The sequence below is a fragment of the Escherichia sp. E4742 genome, assembly GCF_005843885.1.
In the GTDB taxonomy this organism is placed as follows: domain Bacteria; phylum Pseudomonadota; class Gammaproteobacteria; order Enterobacterales; family Enterobacteriaceae; genus Escherichia.
Window position 1 is genome coordinate 1,324,533 of the sequence record NZ_CP040443.1, and the last position, 16,847, is coordinate 1,341,379.

Annotated in this window: 15 protein-coding genes and 1 tRNA gene; 9 read left to right on the forward strand and 7 right to left on the reverse strand. The window is 52.7% G+C overall.

Translation table 11 applies throughout. From position 1 onward, the window contains the following. Nucleotides 1-22: 22 nt before the first annotated feature. Nucleotides 23-1,261 carry a fused tRNA nucleotidyltransferase/2',3'-cyclic phosphodiesterase/2' nucleotidase/phosphatase Cca gene (cca, locus tag FEM44_RS06355; RefSeq protein WP_135523984.1) on the forward strand — a complete coding sequence of 413 codons (1,239 nt, stop codon included), beginning with the start codon at nucleotides 23-25 and terminating at the stop codon, nucleotides 1,259-1,261. 181 nt (nucleotides 1,262-1,442) lie between these two features. On the opposite strand, the gene bacA is transcribed toward cca, so the two are convergent. Both bacA and folB read right to left on the reverse strand, forming a co-directional pair. After that, entirely contained in the window at nucleotides 1,443-2,264 is an 822-nt protein-coding gene (gene bacA, locus FEM44_RS06360; RefSeq protein ID WP_135523983.1) for an undecaprenyl-diphosphate phosphatase, read from the reverse strand. Between the two features lie 90 nt (nucleotides 2,265-2,354). Then, nucleotides 2,355-2,723: a bifunctional dihydroneopterin aldolase/7,8-dihydroneopterin epimerase gene (gene folB / locus FEM44_RS06365; RefSeq protein ID WP_010347879.1), complete on the reverse strand. Its 369-nt coding sequence runs from the start codon at nucleotides 2,721-2,723 to the stop codon at nucleotides 2,355-2,357. 104 nt (nucleotides 2,724-2,827) lie between these two features. Between folB and plsY the strand changes: the two genes are divergently transcribed. Then, nucleotides 2,828-3,445 carry a glycerol-3-phosphate 1-O-acyltransferase PlsY gene (gene plsY / locus FEM44_RS06370; RefSeq protein ID WP_135523982.1) on the forward strand — a complete coding sequence of 206 codons (618 nt, stop codon included), beginning with the start codon at nucleotides 2,828-2,830 and terminating at the stop codon, nucleotides 3,443-3,445. 44 nt (nucleotides 3,446-3,489) lie between these two features. Here plsY and tsaD read toward each other — a convergent pair whose 3' ends face one another. Beyond that, nucleotides 3,490-4,503: a tRNA (adenosine(37)-N6)-threonylcarbamoyltransferase complex transferase subunit TsaD gene (gene tsaD / locus FEM44_RS06375; protein WP_001264352.1), complete on the reverse strand. Its 1,014-nt coding sequence runs from the start codon at nucleotides 4,501-4,503 to the stop codon at nucleotides 3,490-3,492. 237 nt (nucleotides 4,504-4,740) lie between these two features. Between tsaD and rpsU the strand changes: the two genes are divergently transcribed. From rpsU to rpoD, 3 genes are all read left to right on the forward strand, one after another. After that, nucleotides 4,741-4,956, forward strand: a complete 216-nt coding sequence (gene rpsU, locus FEM44_RS06380) for a 30S ribosomal protein S21 (protein WP_001144069.1) — start codon at nucleotides 4,741-4,743, stop codon at nucleotides 4,954-4,956. A 110-nt stretch (nucleotides 4,957-5,066) separates the two neighbouring features. Continuing rightward, nucleotides 5,067-6,812, forward strand: coding sequence for a DNA primase (gene dnaG, locus FEM44_RS06385; RefSeq protein WP_000918828.1), 1,746 nt, complete (start codon nucleotides 5,067-5,069; stop codon nucleotides 6,810-6,812). Between the two features lie 194 nt (nucleotides 6,813-7,006). Beyond that, the gene (gene rpoD, locus FEM44_RS06390; RefSeq protein WP_130223894.1) at nucleotides 7,007-8,848 is read left to right on the forward strand and encodes an RNA polymerase sigma factor RpoD; all 1,842 of its coding nucleotides are present in this window, start codon (nucleotides 7,007-7,009) and stop codon (nucleotides 8,846-8,848) included. Nucleotides 8,849-8,926: 78 nt separating this feature from the next. Here the strand turns inward: rpoD and mug are convergent, their stop codons facing one another. Beyond that, nucleotides 8,927-9,433, reverse strand: coding sequence for a G/U mismatch-specific DNA glycosylase (gene mug, locus FEM44_RS06395; RefSeq protein WP_000227303.1), 507 nt, complete (start codon nucleotides 9,431-9,433; stop codon nucleotides 8,927-8,929). A gap of 125 nt (nucleotides 9,434-9,558) precedes the next feature. On the opposite strand from mug, the gene FEM44_RS06400 reads away from it, so the two are divergent. Further along, nucleotides 9,559-9,634, forward strand: a tRNA-Ile gene (locus tag FEM44_RS06400). A 53-nt stretch (nucleotides 9,635-9,687) separates the two neighbouring features. On the opposite strand, the gene nfeF is transcribed toward FEM44_RS06400, so the two are convergent. Next, the gene (gene nfeF, locus FEM44_RS06405) at nucleotides 9,688-10,452 is read right to left on the reverse strand and encodes an NADPH-dependent ferric chelate reductase NfeF (protein WP_135523981.1); all 765 of its coding nucleotides are present in this window, start codon (nucleotides 10,450-10,452) and stop codon (nucleotides 9,688-9,690) included. Nucleotides 10,453-10,739: 287 nt separating this feature from the next. Here nfeF and nfeR point away from each other — a divergent pair, with 287 nt between their 5' ends. Then, nucleotides 10,740-11,363 carry a DNA-binding transcriptional regulator NfeR gene (nfeR, locus tag FEM44_RS06410; protein WP_135523980.1) on the forward strand — a complete coding sequence of 208 codons (624 nt, stop codon included), beginning with the start codon at nucleotides 10,740-10,742 and terminating at the stop codon, nucleotides 11,361-11,363. Between the two features lie 478 nt (nucleotides 11,364-11,841). Here the strand turns inward: nfeR and aer are convergent, their stop codons facing one another. Next, nucleotides 11,842-13,362, reverse strand: a complete 1,521-nt coding sequence (gene aer, locus FEM44_RS06415) for an aerotaxis sensor receptor Aer (protein WP_135523978.1) — start codon at nucleotides 13,360-13,362, stop codon at nucleotides 11,842-11,844. 418 nt (nucleotides 13,363-13,780) lie between these two features. Between aer and ygjG the strand changes: the two genes are divergently transcribed. After that, entirely contained in the window at nucleotides 13,781-15,160 is a 1,380-nt protein-coding gene (gene ygjG, locus FEM44_RS06420; RefSeq protein WP_001309772.1) for a putrescine aminotransferase, read from the forward strand. A gap of 41 nt (nucleotides 15,161-15,201) precedes the next feature. Here ygjG and FEM44_RS06425 read toward each other — a convergent pair whose 3' ends face one another. Beyond that, nucleotides 15,202-15,534 (reverse strand): tRNA-binding protein, encoded by a 333-nt coding sequence (locus FEM44_RS06425; protein WP_000450588.1) that lies wholly within the window; start codon nucleotides 15,532-15,534, stop codon nucleotides 15,202-15,204. A gap of 218 nt (nucleotides 15,535-15,752) precedes the next feature. Here FEM44_RS06425 and ebgR point away from each other — a divergent pair, with 218 nt between their 5' ends. Beyond that, entirely contained in the window at nucleotides 15,753-16,736 is a 984-nt protein-coding gene (gene ebgR, locus FEM44_RS06430) for a transcriptional regulator EbgR (RefSeq protein ID WP_135523976.1), read from the forward strand. The last annotated feature ends 111 nt before the right edge of the window (nucleotides 16,737-16,847 follow it).

The window sequence follows — 16,847 nt, forward strand, 5'->3', positions numbered from 1 at the left end:
TATTTGACGAAGGGAAGATGGCGTGAAGATTTATCTGGTCGGTGGTGCGGTTCGGGATGCATTGTTAGGGCTACCGGTCAAAGACAGAGATTGGGTGGTAGTCGGCAGTACGCCACAGGAGATGCTCGACGCGGGCTACCAGCAGGTAGGCCGCGATTTTCCTGTTTTTCTGCATCCGCAAACGCATGAAGAGTATGCGCTGGCACGTACCGAACGGAAATCCGGCTCCGGTTACACCGGTTTTACCTGCTATGCCGCACCGGATGTCACGCTGGAAGATGATCTTAAGCGTCGCGATCTGACCATTAATGCGCTGGCCCAGGACGATAACGGTGAGATTATCGACCCGTACAACGGTCTGGGCGATCTGCAAAATCGTCTGTTACGCCATGTTTCCCCTGCTTTTGGCGAGGATCCGCTACGCGTGCTGCGCGTAGCGCGTTTTGCTGCGCGTTATGCCCACCTTGGTTTTCGTATTGCTGATGAAACCCTGGCGCTGATGCGCGAGATGACCCACGCGGGCGAACTGGAACATCTTACGCCTGAACGGGTGTGGAAAGAGACGGAAAGCGCCCTCACCACCCGCAATCCACAAGTGTTCTTCCAGGTGCTGCGCGATTGCGGCGCACTGCTCGTTTTATTCCCGGAAATTGACGCCCTGTTCGGCGTTCCGGCCCCCGCCAAATGGCATCCGGAAATCGACACCGGGATTCATACCTTAATGACGCTCTCCATGGCGGCGATGCTAAGTCCACAGGTCGATGTCCGTTTCGCGACGTTATGCCACGATCTCGGTAAAGGGCTGACGCCGCCGGAGCTTTGGCCACGTCATCACGGTCACGGCCCGGCGGGTGTGAAGTTAGTGGAACAACTGTGCCAGCGTCTGCGTGTGCCAAATGAAATTCGCGATTTAGCCAAACTGGTGGCTGAGTTTCACGATCTCATCCACACCTTCCCAATGCTGAACCCGAAAACCATTGTTAAATTGTTTGATTCCATTGACGCCTGGCGTAAGCCGCAACGTGTAGAGCAACTGGCGCTGACCAGCGAAGCAGACGTGCGCGGCAGAACCGGTTTTGAATCGGCGGACTACCCGCAAGGCCGCTGGTTGCGCGAAGCCTGGGAAGTGGCGCAGTCAGTGCCGACAAAAGCCGTCGTTGAAGCAGGATTTAAAGGTGTGGAGATTCGCGAAGAGCTGACCCGCCGCCGGATCGCAGCGGTAGCCAGCTGGAAGGAACAACGTTGTCCAAAACCTGAGTAAGTATTGGTCATTTTGCCGGATGCGGCGTAAACGCCTTATCCGGCTACATGTCAACGACGGTAGTAGGCCTGATAAGACGCGCCAGCGTCGCATCAGGCATTGATTGCCGGATGCGGTGTGAACGCCTTCTCTGGCCTACGCTATCGTAGACAATTCCAGGCATCCGACACTATTCTTCACATCAAAAGAACACTACATACACCGCAGCCGCCACAATAAAGCGATAAATGGCGAACGGAATAAACGAAATGCGCTTAATCAGCTGCAGGAAGGTTTTAATCGCAATCAGCGCCACCACAAAGGCGGTGATAAACCCAACGGCAAACATCGGGATATCGCCGGTTGTCAGGAAGCCCCAGCTTTTGTAGAGATCGAGCGCCGTTGCGCCCATCATCATCGGCACCGCCAGCAGGAACGAGAACTCAGAAGCTGCGTAACGGCTCACGCCCATCAGCATCCCACCGGAAATAGTTGCCCCGGAACGGGAGAAACCCGGCCACAGCGCCAGACACTGGAAGCAGCCAATCATAAACGCCTGGCGATAGGTCATATCATCCAGACCCGGCGCACGCGGCTCTTTCGGCTTCAGGCATTCAGCGGCAATCAGCAATAGACCGCCAACGACCAGCGCATACATCACATTTATCGGGTTAAACAACGACTTAATCGTATCGTGGAATAAAAGTCCCAACACCACCGCCGGGATCATCCCCAGCAAAATGTGGATCAGCGTTAAACGCCCTTTGCTTTCTCCTTCGCGCTGCAACGGACGGCCAAAATGAATGCCAATCAAACCAAACAGACGCCGCCAGAACATGACAACCACAGCCAAAATCGATCCTAACTGGATCACAACTTCAAAGGTTTTCGCCGTGTCGCCCTCAAACCCCAACAAGTGACCGACAATAATCATATGGCCCGTGCTGGATACCGGCAGAAATTCTGTCAATCCTTCGACCACACCCAATATTGCCGCTATCAGCAGCGAGTGCATATCGCTCATCAATAAACCCCTAAATTATAAAAATGTAACGCTTGTCCGAACTACTGCAGTATGACCAGGTTATAACCGTTTGGTTTAACAGCTGTAAAATTAATTATTTTCTTTCAGATTATTGCCACGCTCAATGATTACGCCAACATTCGCCGCCCGCGCCACTGCGCCTGGCTTGCTAAGTTTGATGCGAACCCACGGCGAATTAAAGCGAGTTAACAGCAGCTCCGCCACCTCTTCCGCCACGCGTTCCACCAGCGCAAAACGCGCCCCCTCGACGTGGCTGACCACCGTTTCTGCAATATCAGCGTAACTGAGGCAATCCGCCACATCATCACTTTTCGCCGCTTTACGGTTATCCCACGCCATTTCGATATCGAACACCAGCTTCTGTTCGATGGTCTGTTCCCAGTCGTAAACACCAATAGTGGTGATTACCGAAAGTTGCTCTATAAATACAATATCCATCACGTCCTGCCTGCTTTTTGGCTAACCGGATACCACTTCCGGCGAAATGTGCGTATTATCCACAGATTCATCGTTGAACACGAATTTTCAAAACGGAACAGCTTATGAGTGCAATCGCGCCTGGAATGATCCTCATCGCGTACCTCTGCGGCTCCATTTCCAGTGCCATTCTGGTTTGCCGCCTTTGTGGCTTGCCCGACCCGCGAACCAGCGGCTCCGGTAATCCTGGCGCGACCAACGTTTTACGCATGGGTGGCAAAGGAGCAGCCGTAGCAGTGCTGATCTTTGACGTTCTAAAAGGTATGTTGCCTGTCTGGGGAGCATATGAATTAGGCGTCAGCCCATTTTGGCTGGGATTAATTGCGATTGCCGCCTGTCTTGGACACATCTGGCCCGTTTTCTTCGGTTTTAAAGGGGGAAAAGGCGTTGCCACCGCTTTTGGCGCTATTGCTCCGATCGGCTGGGATTTAACGGGCGTGATGGCGGGGACCTGGCTGCTTACCGTGCTATTGAGTGGATATTCGTCGCTGGGGGCGATTGTCAGCGCACTGATTGCTCCATTTTACGTCTGGTGGTTCAAGCCACAATTCACCTTCCCGGTTTCGATGCTCTCTTGCCTGATCCTGCTGCGTCATCATGACAACATCCAGCGTCTGTGGCGTCACCAGGAGACAAAAATCTGGACGAAATTCAAAAGAAAGCGCGAAAAAGATCCGCAGTGATTTTTCAGCCCGTGCTTATCCTTTTCACAGGCTGAATCATAGTCTTACGCAGCCGGTAACTCCGCCAGCGGCCAGCGCGGACGCACGCTGACACCAAGATCCGCAGTCGCACCTGCTTTAAAACGCACCATTCCGGCATAGGCGATCATCGCACCGTTATCAGTACAAAATTCCGGGCGCGCGTAGAACACTTCGCCGCGACGCTTTTTCATCATTTCCGCCAGTTTCGCCCGCAGAGTGCGGTTAGCACTCACGCCACCTGCCATTACCAGCCGCTTGAAGCCAGTCTGATCCAGCGCACGCTTACATTTAATCATCAGCGTATCGACCACCGCATCTTCAAAGGCGCGGGCAATATCGGCACGGGTCTGGTCGTCGGTGCCGTTGTCACGAATCGTGTTCGCGGCGAAGGTTTTCAGGCCAGAGAAGCTGAAATCCAGCCCCGGACGGTCGGTCATCGGGCGCGGGAAGACAAAGCGTCCGGCTGTACCCTGCGCTGCCATTTTCGACAGCAGCGGTCCGCCTGGATAATCCAGCCCCAGCAGCTTTGCGGTTTTATCAAACGCTTCACCAGCAGCATCATCGATAGACTCGCCGAGCAGCTCGTACTGACCAATGCCAGTCACGCTGATTAACTGCGTATGACCGCCGGAAACCAACAGCGCGACAAACGGAAATTCCGGCGGGTTATCTTCCAGCATTGGCGCTAACAGATGCCCTTCCATATGGTGTACCGGGATCGCCGGAACATCCCAGGCAAACGCCAGAGAACGCCCCACGGTCGCGCCAACCAGCAGCGCGCCGACTAATCCTGGGCCTGCGGTATAGGCCACAGCGTCAATGTCTTTTGCCGTTAAACCAGACTCCTTCAGCGCCGCCTGGATCAACGGTACGGTTTTACGCACGTGATCGCGGGAGGCCAGTTCAGGCACAACGCCGCCGTAGTCAGCGTGCAATTTCACCTGACTATACAATTGGTTGGCTAACAAACCTTTTTCATCGTCGTAAATGGCGATGCCAGTTTCATCGCAGGAAGTTTCAATACCCAGTACACGCATGACTTGTTTTACCTCGCTTTATTACCGCGCAGTGTAGGACCAATGCGGGTTGATGTAAAACTTTGTTCGCCCCTGGATAAAGCCTCGTGTATACTCCCCACCCTTATAAAAGTCCCTTTCAAAAGAGGCCGCGGTGCTTTACAAAGCAGCAGCAATTGCAGTAAAATTCCGCACCATTTTGAAATAAGCTGGCGTTGATGCCAGCGGCAAACCGAATTAATCAAAGGTGAGAGGCACATGCCGGTAATTAAAGTACGTGAAAACGAGCCGTTCGACGTAGCTCTGCGTCGCTTCAAGCGTTCCTGCGAAAAAGCAGGTGTTCTGGCGGAAGTTCGTCGTCGTGAGTTCTATGAAAAACCGACTACCGAACGTAAGCGCGCTAAAGCTTCTGCAGTGAAACGTCACGCGAAGAAACTGGCTCGCGAAAACGCACGCCGCACTCGTCTGTACTAATTCCCTGAGAGCTTTGCTCTCCGATCAGACCGAGTTGTAGTTGTAAGGCCGTGCTTCCGAAAGGAATGCGCGGCTTATTTTCGTTTATGAATTGCTAAAAATCGGGGCCTATGGCTGGACGAATCCCACGCGTATTCATTAATGATCTGCTGGCACGCACTGACATCGTCGATCTGATCGATGCCCGTGTGAAGCTGAAAAAGCAGGGCAAGAATTTTCACGCGTGTTGTCCATTCCACAACGAGAAAACCCCGTCATTCACCGTTAACGGTGAGAAACAGTTTTACCACTGCTTTGGATGTGGCGCGCACGGCAACGCGATCGACTTTCTGATGAACTACGACAAGCTCGAGTTCGTCGAAACGGTCGAAGAGCTGGCAGCAATGCACAATCTTGAAGTGCCCTTTGAAGCAGGCAGCGGCCCCAGCCAGATCGAGCGCCATCAACGGCAAACGCTTTATCAGTTGATGGACGGTCTGAATACGTTTTACCAACAATCTTTACAGCAACCTGTTGCCACGTCTGCGCGCCAGTATCTGGAAAAACGCGGATTAAGCCACGAGGTTATCGCCCGCTTTGCGATTGGTTTTGCGCCCCCCGGCTGGGACAACGTCCTGAAACGGTTTGGTGGCAATCCAGAAAATCGTCAGTCATTGATTGATGCGGGCATGTTGGTCACTAACGATCAGGGTCGCAGTTACGATCGTTTCCGCGAGCGGGTGATGTTCCCTATTCGCGATAAACGCGGTCGGGTGATTGGTTTTGGCGGGCGCGTGCTGGGCAACGATACCCCCAAGTACCTGAACTCGCCGGAAACTGATATTTTCCATAAAGGCCGCCAGCTTTACGGTCTTTATGAAGCGCAGCAGGATAACGCTGAACCCAATCGTCTGCTTGTGGTCGAAGGCTATATGGACGTAGTGGCGCTGGCGCAATACGGCATTAATTACGCCGTTGCGTCGCTGGGTACGTCAACCACTGCCGATCACATACAGCTGTTGTTCCGCGCAACCAACAATGTCATTTGCTGTTATGACGGTGACCGCGCAGGTCGCGATGCCGCCTGGCGAGCGCTGGAAACGGCGCTGCCTTACATGACAGACGGTCGTCAGCTACGTTTTATGTTTTTGCCTGATGGCGAAGACCCTGACACGCTGGTGCGCAAAGAAGGTAAAGAGGCGTTTGAAGCGCGGATGGAGCAGGCGATGCCGCTCTCCGCATTTCTGTTTAACAGCCTGATGCCGCAAGTTGATCTGAGCACCCCAGACGGGCGCGCGCGTTTGAGTACGCTGGCACTGCCATTGATATCGCAGGTGCCGGGCGAAACGCTGCGAATATATCTTCGTCAGGAATTAGGCAATAAGTTAGGCATACTTGATGACAGCCAGCTTGAACGATTAATGCCAAAAGCGGCAGAGAGTGGCGTTTCTCGCCCTGTTCCGCAGCTAAAACGCACGACCATGCGTATACTTATAGGGTTGCTGGTGCAAAATCCGGAATTAGCGACGTTGGTCCCGCCGCTTGAGAATCTGGATGAAAATAAGCTCCCTGGACTTGGCTTATTCAGAGAACTGGTCAACACTTGTCTCTCTCAGCCAGGTCTGACCACCGGGCAACTTTTAGAGCACTATCGTGGTACAAATAATGCTGCCACCCTTGAAAAACTGTCGATGTGGGACGATATAGCAGATAGGAATATTGCTGAGCAAACCTTCACCGACTCACTCAACCATATGTTTGATTCGCTGCTTGAACTGCGTCAGGAAGAGTTAATCGCTCGTGAGCGCACGCATGGTTTAAGCAACGAAGAACGCCTGGAACTCTGGACATTGAACCAGGAACTGGCGAAAAAGTGATTTAACGGCTTAAGTGCCGAATAGCGATCGGGAAGCCCCCGACAGCCGCACTGAGAGGCAGCGGCAAATATATAAGTACGCCCTCGTAATTATCGTTGGCGGTAAACAGCCGTTGGATTTCAGCGTTAACACCTGAAGGACATCGGGTCAATCGCCCAACACCAACCTCATGAAATAAGTGTGGATACCGTCTTATGGAGCAAAACCCGCAGTCACAGCTGAAACTTCTTGTCACCCGTGGTAAGGAGCAAGGCTATCTGACCTATGCCGAGGTCAATGACCATCTGCCGGAAGATATCGTCGATTCAGATCAGATCGAAGACATCATCCAAATGATCAACGACATGGGCATTCAGGTGATGGAAGAAGCGCCGGATGCCGATGATCTGATGCTGGCTGAAAACACCGCGGACGAAGATGCTGCCGAAGCCGCCGCGCAGGTGCTTTCCAGCGTGGAATCTGAAATCGGGCGCACGACTGACCCGGTACGCATGTACATGCGTGAAATGGGCACCGTTGAACTGTTGACCCGCGAAGGCGAAATTGACATCGCTAAACGTATTGAAGACGGGATCAACCAGGTTCAATGCTCCGTTGCTGAATACCCGGAAGCGATCACCTATCTGCTGGAACAGTACGATCGTGTGGAAGCAGAAGAAGCGCGTCTGTCCGATCTGATCACCGGCTTTGTTGACCCGAACGCAGAAGAAGATCTGGCACCAACCGCCACTCACGTCGGTTCAGAGCTTTCCCAGGAAGATCTGGACGATGACGAAGATGAAGACGAAGAAGATGCTGACGACGATACCGCCGACGATGACAACAGCATCGACCCGGAACTGGCTCGTGAAAAATTTGCTGAACTGCGCGCTCAGTACGTTGTAACGCGTGACACCATCAAAGCGAAAGGCCGTAGCCATGCAGCCGCCCAGGAAGAGATCCTGAAACTGTCTGAAGTGTTCAAACAGTTCCGCCTGGTGCCGAAGCAGTTTGACTACCTGGTCAACAGCATGCGCGTCATGATGGACCGCGTTCGTACGCAAGAACGTCTGATCATGAAGCTCTGCGTTGAGCAGTGCAAAATGCCGAAGAAAAACTTCATCACCCTGTTTACCGGCAATGAAACCAGCGATACCTGGTTCAATGCGGCAATTGCGATGAACAAGCCGTGGTCGGAAAAACTGCACGATGTCTCTGAAGAAGTACATCGCGCTCTGCAGAAACTGCAACAGATTGAAGAAGAAACCGGCCTGACCATCGAGCAGGTTAAAGATATCAACCGTCGCATGTCCATCGGTGAAGCAAAAGCCCGCCGTGCGAAGAAAGAGATGGTTGAAGCGAACTTACGTCTGGTTATTTCTATCGCTAAGAAATACACCAACCGTGGCTTGCAGTTCCTCGATCTGATTCAGGAAGGCAACATCGGTCTGATGAAAGCGGTTGATAAGTTCGAATACCGTCGTGGTTACAAGTTCTCCACCTACGCAACCTGGTGGATCCGTCAGGCGATCACCCGCTCTATCGCGGATCAGGCACGCACCATCCGTATTCCAGTGCATATGATTGAGACCATCAACAAGCTCAACCGTATTTCTCGCCAGATGCTGCAAGAGATGGGCCGCGAACCGACGCCGGAAGAGCTGGCTGAACGTATGCTGATGCCGGAAGATAAGATCCGCAAAGTGCTGAAGATCGCCAAAGAGCCAATCTCCATGGAAACGCCGATCGGTGATGATGAAGATTCGCATCTGGGGGATTTCATCGAGGATACTACCCTCGAGCTGCCGCTGGATTCTGCGACCACCGAAAGCCTGCGTGCGGCAACGCACGACGTGCTGGCTGGCCTGACCGCGCGTGAAGCGAAAGTTCTGCGTATGCGTTTTGGTATCGACATGAACACCGACCACACGCTGGAAGAAGTGGGTAAACAGTTCGACGTTACCCGTGAACGTATCCGTCAGATCGAGGCGAAGGCGCTGCGTAAACTGCGTCACCCGAGCCGTTCTGAAGTACTGCGTAGCTTCCTGGACGATTAATCGGTAGCCGGATAAGGCGTTTACGCCGCATCCGGCACTTGTCCCTTTGCACAAACGCCACATTTTCGGTGGCGTTTTTTATCGCCCACGCACCACCAGTGCCTGGTCCAGTTCCCGATACGCCTCCACCAGCTTTTCCAGAGAAACGCGACTTAAACCGCTGGGATTTGGCAGTACCCAAATCTGCGTCGAACCAATGGTGAGCGTTTGTTTCCCCCACTGTGCGCCGCGCTGGCTGAATCCCTGCTCATAGGCCTGTTTGCCCAGAATCGCCAACGCCTGAGGCTGATAATCTTCAATTTTTTCAATCAGCTTACGCCCGCCTGCGTGCAGCTCCTGCTTTGACACTTCATTGGCTTGCACCGTTGGACGGTCTACCAGTTTGGTCACTCCACAACGATAATCCAGCAAATGCTGCGCCTCCTGCGGCTTCAACTGACGGTCGGTAAATCCGGCCTGATAAATCACCTTCCAGAAGCGATTCGCCGGATGGGCAAACGGAAAGCCAGACTCTGCGGAAGAAAGACCCGGATTGATGCCACAAAACACCACACGCAATCCTGGCGCAAGAATATCGTCAACCATATTAACTCCTGAACAACACAACCCGCAGGAAGTATAACGAATTGAAAACACATTGTTTATAAAAACAGCAGCCGCGCGGTAATGGCTGGATCGCGGCACGGAGTTACTTTATAATCCGCTACCATGGCCCCTTAGCTCAGTGGTTAGAGCAGGCGACTCATAATCGCTTGGTCGCTGGTTCAAGTCCAGCAGGGGCCACCAGACATAGCAAAGGCTGACGAGAAATCGTCAGCCTTTTTCTTTTCATATATCAATTACTTTGCGTGCCAGTAAGCCGCTGCGCGTACCCGTTGAGGATCATACTGTTCCGCTTCAAAGCGGCGGCTTAAATTCTTCACCACCTTCCCTTCGCCGGTTATCCAGATGAAGTAATCATCGGCAGGGATTTGCATCTGCGCCAGACGCGCATCTACCGCCTGCTCATCATGCGCCAACCATTCGATATTAAAACCATCAAGGTGCGCGAGATAATCCTGACAGGCGTTATCCCGCACGCTGACCAGCGCGGTAACTTGCGGTTTAGCAGCATGTTTGCTCAACGTTTCCAGGCGGCGGCGTAGTGCGGGCATCCCGGACTCATCGCAAACATACAGCTGATACGCGTAATCCTCTGGCACCACCAGCGAACCGCGCGGACCTGCCACCGTGAGTTTATCGCCCGGTTGCGCCTGCATCGCCCAGCCGCTGGCGACCCCACCGTCGTGAATAAAGAAATCGATCGCCAGTTCATGGCGTTGTTCGTCATACAGCGGCGTATAGTCACGCGACGGTGGGCGTGGTCCTTCCGGCCAGACGATCCCCTCTTCCGTTACCGTTGGCGGCACAAAGTGAGCGTCAGATTGAGGAAAGAAGAGTTTGCAGTGATCGTCAAAGCCGCGCGACGTAAAGCCGTCCAGCGCCTCGCCGCCGAGGACAATGCGCTGAAAACCGGCGCTGATGCGCTCAACGCGTAACACAGTCAGTTCACGGAAGCGCAGATCATTGCGAACGCGCTGCGGGTAGCGGGGGGAGTTATTCATTGTTATCGCCTTCTTGATAGTAATCAGATATATCTAAATAATTTTCGCAAATGATAATGATTGTTAATCATGATAAATGCAAGCGATTTGTATAACTGATATATCTATAATCTGATAAGACAAGTAGCCTTCTCTCAGGCGTCATCGCTCAATGCCGGATGCGGCGTGAACGCCTTGTCCGGCCTGGATGTGACGTGCGTCTGCGTTTAAAAATCATTTTTATACTTGCAAGAATACTCAGATCAGATATAAATTAGATATATCTAATTGAGCAAAAGGAGGCTGATATGAGCCATCATCACGAAGGGTGTTGTAAACATGAAGGCCAGCCACGCCATGAAGGCTGCTGCAAAGGTGAGAAGTCAGAACACGAGCACTGTGGGCACGGTCACCAGCATGAACACGGTCAATGCTGTGGTGGTCGCCACGGTCGCGGCGGCGGTCGTCGGCAGCGTTTCTTTGGTCACGGTGAATTGCGCCTGGTGATTCTGGATATTCTCTCGCGCGATGACAGCCACGGTTACGAGTTGATTAAAGCGATTGAGAATCTGACCCAGGGGAATTACACCCCAAGCCCAGGCGTCATCTACCCGACGCTGGATTTTCTGCAGGAGCAGTCGCTGATTACCATCCGCGAAGAGGAAGGCGGCAAAAAGCAGATTGCGTTGACCGAACAAGGCGCGCAGTGGCTGGAAGAAAACCGCGAACAGCTGGAGATGATTGAAGAACGCATCAAAGCGCGTTGCGTTGGTGCGGCGCTGCGCCAAAACCCGCAAATGAAGCGAGCGCTGGATAATTTTAAAGCGGTGTTGGATTTACGCGTCAATCAGAGCGACATCAGCGACGCGCAGATAAAAAAGATCATTGCGGTGATCGACCGCGCCGCGTTTGATATTACGCAACTGGATTAATCACCGATTGCCGGATGCGGCGTGAACGCCTTATCCACCTACATACCCCGTAGGCCTGATAAGATGCGTCAGCATCGCATCAGGCATCGTGTACCAACCGCCGGATGCGGCGTGAACGCCTTATCCAGCCTACACACCCCGTAGGCCTGATAAGATGCGCCAACATCGCATCTGGCATCGTGCTCCAACCGCTGGATGCGGCGTGAACGCCTTATCCAGCCTATACACCCCGTAGGCCTGATAAGATGCGCCAGCATCGCATCAGGCATCGTGTACCAACCGCCGGATGCGGCGTGAACGCCTTATCCAGCCTACACACCCCGTAGGCCTGATAAGATGCGCCAGCATCGCATCAGGCATCGTGCTCCAACCGCCGGATCGTGAACGCCTTATCCCGCCTATACACTCCGTAGGCCTGATAAGATGCGTCAGCATCGCATCAGGCATCGTGTACCAACCATCGGATGCGACATACCGATTAATGCAACACCGTCACCGCGTCTTCCAGTCGGCTGGCGCGGTGTTTTACCATCGCCGACACCTGCGCACTCTCTTCTACCAACTCGGCGTTTTTCTGGGTGATCAGGTTAAGCTCATCCACCGCACGGGTCAGGCTGGAAAGCCCATCGGCCTGTTCCAGCGTTGAATGGCTGATCTGGGCGATCAACTGCGTGACGTTTTTTACCTGCACCACAATATCGTCCATCGTCCGTCCGGCTGCGTGCACCTGCTGCGAACCGGATTGCACCTTATCAGCACTGGCATCGATCAACTTGCGAATATCGTTGGCAGCATTGGCACTGCGGCTGGCTAAATGACGCACTTCCCCTGCCACCACTGCAAAACCTTTGCCCTGTTCTCCGGCACGCGCCGCTTCCACCGCCGCATTCAGGGCCAGAATATTGGTCTGAAACGCAATATCGTTAATCAGCGAAGTAATGGTGCCAATGCGCTGGGTACTGTCGGCGATATCGTCCATCGTCTTGATCACCGTGGTCATCGCTTCCCCGCCCTGCACCGCCGCATTACTGGCGGTGATAGAAAGTTTATCTGCAGCCGAAGCAGTAGCTGAGTTCTGTTTCACCGACGCTGCCATCTGGTTCATGGTCGCTACCGTTTGCTGGACATTATCTACCGTCTGCTGAGTATGCTCGTTCAGTTCATCAGTGCCTTTCGCCAGCGTCTCGCTGCCGTTTCTGACACTGGACACCTGGCTTGAAACATCGTTAATTAGCCAACGGCACATCAGGCCTAGCTGCCCTACCGCGCGTAATGTTAGCCCCAGCTCATCGCTGCGATTCAAATGCTCAACACTATTACGCTCTCCGGTCGCCACCTTCAGCGCCTGGCTGGCGACATTTTCTATCGGTCGTACAATTTGCCATTCAAAACAGGTATTTCCCAACAACATCACTAACGCACAGAGGAAATACGTCACCACCGGGGCTGCAACAAACCAAAGCATGGCCGCCAGCACGAAAAACAGCAGCGTCATCACTCCACGCGTTCGCCAGCGAAGCGGTAATGAAGGCAATTTTCCCAACCAACCGTTACGTACCACCAGCCCTTTATGGATACGTTTATTGGTACGTCCGGCGTTTAGCGCCTTGTACAGCGGCTCTACCGCCGCGATCTCTTCATCCGTCGCCCGCGTGCGAATCGACATATAGCCACTGATTTTGCCCTCACGCACCATCGGCACTGCATTCGCCCGTATCCAATAATGGTCGCCATTTTTGCGGCGATTTTTCACAATACCACTCCAGGGTTCCCCTTTTTTCAGGGTGTACCACATATCAGCAAACGCCGCTTTTGGCATATCCGGGTGACGCACCATGTTGTGCGGCTGGCCCTGTAACTCCTGCAAGGTATAGCCACTCACTTGCACGAAAGAATCATTGGCGTGGGTGATATAGCTTTGCAGATCGGTAGTGGACATCAGGGTAGTATCGTCAGCCAGCGGGGTATTTTGCTGGGTGACATACGGATGAGAAGACATAATCGCGTCCTGTGCTGGTTATATGGTTGTTAACTTCTTGTCGGAAGTTATGTCGGCCCCGGCGCGGTTATCTTTAGCACTTTAATTTGATTTAGATCGCAATTTGCGATTAACACACAAGTTCTAATCCCTTGATTTAAAATACTTTCATTCTGTTATTATCCGAGAACGTTAATTATCTTGCCCAAAAATCAGACATTTATTGCCCTGAAAGAATGCATTTGCACAGCGATCGCAAAATTCCCCCCCCGATAAAATCGGGCAAAATAACAACAACAGTTAACAATTAGAATTAAATGTTGCACATATGATAACGCAATTTGTGTTTATCCCGATTTTCGCGATCGCAGCCGGAGTGGCGCAATCCCTGCAATACTTAAATCGGTATCATGTGATACGCGAGCCTCCGGAGCATATTTTGAACAGGTTACCTTCGAGCGCATCGGCTTTAGCGTGCAGCGCCCACGCCCTGAATCTCATTGAAAAGCGAACGCTGGATCATGAGGAGATGAAAGCACTTAACCGGGAGGTGATTGAATACTTCAAAGAGCATGTCAATCCGGGGTTTTTAGAGTATCGCAAATCTGTTACCGCTGGCGGGGATTACGGAGCCGTAGAGTGGCAAGCGGGAGGTTTAAATACGCTTGTCGACACCCAGGGACAGGAGTTTATCGACTGCCTGGGAGGTTTTGGAATTTTCAACGTGGGGCACCGTAATCCAGTTGTGGTTTCCGCCGTACAGAATCAACTTGCGAAACAACCGCTGCACAGCCAGGAGTTGCTCGACCCATTACGGGCGATGCTGGCGAAAACCCTTGCCGCGCTAACGCCCGGTAAACTGAAATACAGCTTCTTCTGTAATAGCGGCACCGAGTCTGTTGAAGCGGCGCTGAAACTGGCGAAGGCTTACCAGTCACCGCGCGGCAAGTTTACTTTTATCGCCACCAGCGGCGCGTTCCACGGTAAATCGCTTGGCGCACTGTCAGCCACGGCGAAATCGACTTTCCGCAAACCGTTTATGCCGTTACTGCCGGGCTTCCGTCATGTACCGTTTGGCAATATCGAGGCCATGCGCACAGCCCTTAGCGAGTGCAAAAAAACCGGTGATGATGTGGCTGCGGTGATCCTTGAGCCGATTCAGGGCGAAGGTGGTGTAATTCTGCCGCCGCCGGGTTATCTCACCGCCGTGCGTAAGTTGTGCGATGAGTTCGGCGCACTGATGATCCTTGATGAAGTACAAACAGGCATGGGGCGCACGGGCAAGATGTTCGCCTGCGAGCATGAGAACGTCCAGCCGGACATCCTGTGTCTGGCAAAAGCCCTCGGCGGCGGCGTGATGCCGATTGGCGCAACCATCGCCACTGAAGAGGTGTTCTCAGTCCTGTTCGACAACCCGTTCCTGCATACCACCACCTTTGGCGGCAACCCGCTGGCCTGTGCGGCGGCACTGGCGACCATCAATGTGTTGCTGGAGCAGAACTTACCGGCTCAGGCTGAACAAAAAGGCGATATGTTGCTGGACGGTTTCCGTCAACTGGCGCGGGAATATCCCGATCTGGTACAGGAAGCGCGTGGAAAAGGGATGTTGATGGCGATTGAGTTTGTTGATAACGAAATCGGCTATAACTTTGCCAGCGAGATGTTCCGCCAGCGCGTACTGGTAGCCGGAACGCTCAATAACGCCAAAACGATCCGCATTGAACCGCCACTGACACTGACCATTGAACAGTGTGAACTGGTGATCAAAGCGGCGCGTAAGGCGCTGGCGGCCATGCGAGTAAGTGTCGAAGAAGCGTAATATCAAATCGGATGGCGATGCAACGTCGCCATCCGATCTTTTTATACGATACGTACGCCCGCAGGCATCATCCGCTCCGGCGTTAACAGCACGCTTTCACTGCCGTCATCGGTCTCCGCACACAACAGCATACATTCCGACGTTTCACCGCGCATTTTTGCTTTTTGCAGATTGCACAAGACCACCACCGTTTTCCCCATCAGCTCTTCTTCGCTGTAGTACGGCACCAGGCTGGTCACGGTTTGCAGCGTTTTTTCACCGACATCTACCTGTACGATGTACAACTTGTCGGCGTTTTCATGGCGTTTCACTTCCACAATTTTCCCGACACGCATTTCCAGACGCGCAAAATCAGCGTAAGCCACGGTTTCCATTGCTTCCTCCTTTCGAGTAAAATTTTACTAAACTATAGCAAAAGTTTTTCTCAATCCTGTAGGCTAAAAATGGAGAATGCAGGCGTGATCACATTCGTAAGCCGCTGTGTTACCGTTACAGCGTCAAAGAAACGCGCTTTATTTACTGAAAACAGGTGACCCGATAAGCACTTCCTCTACAATGGAAGCGCACATCAGGGAAAGTAAAAAAGGTAAACATGGCAACACTAAAAGACATCGCAATCGAAGCTGGCGTATCCCTGGCGACAGTATCCAGGGTCTTAAATGACGATCCGACATTGAATGTGAAAGAAGAGACGAAACATCGCATTCTCGAGATCGCCGAAAAGCTGGAGTACAAGACCAGTAGCGCCCGTAAACTACAGACAGGCGCAGTCAACCAACACCATATTCTGGCTATCTACAGCTACCAACAGGAGCTGGAGATCAACGATCCTTACTATCTGGCGATCCGCCACGGCATTGAAACCCAGTGCGAAAAGCTGGCGATCGAACTGACCAACTGTTATGAACACAACGGATTGCCGGACATTAAAAACGTCACCGGTATTTTAATTGTCGGCAAACCCACGCCCGCCCTGCGCGCCGCTGCCAGCGCATTGACCGACAATATCTGTTTTATCGACTTTCACGAACCCGGCAGTAATTACGACGCGGTAGATATCGATCTGGCACGCATCAGTAAAGAAATCATCGACTTTTATATCGATCAGGGCGTTAATCGCATTGGTTTTATTGGCGGCGAGGACTTGCCTGGCAAGGCGGATATTCGTGAGGTCGCCTTTGCGGAATATGGCCGACTGAAACAAGTGGTACGCGAAGAAGACATCTGGCGCGGCGGTTTTTCCAGTTCGTCGGGCTATGAACTGGCAAAACAGATGCTGGCGCGGGAAGACTATCCGAAGGCACTGTTTGTTGCTTCCGATTCCATTGCTATCGGCGTACTGCGGGCAATTCATGAACGTGGCCTGAACATCCCACAGGATATTTCGCTTATTAGCGTGAACGACATCCCCACCGCGCGATTTACCTTTCCGCCGCTCTCCACCGTGCGCATCCATTCCGAAATGATGGGAAGCCAGGGCGTTAACCTGGTGTATGAAAAGGCCCGCGATGGTCGCGCGCTGCCGCTGTTGGTCTTCGTTCCCAGTAAATTAAAACTGCGCGGCACGACCCGTTAAATCCCCTTACACACTGTCCGGCAATCGTTTTTGCCGGACAGTGCTGCCGTTTATTTTCGTGATCCAGTTAAAGTAAATGCATTTACCTGCTACTTTTTAGTAAAAATTTTA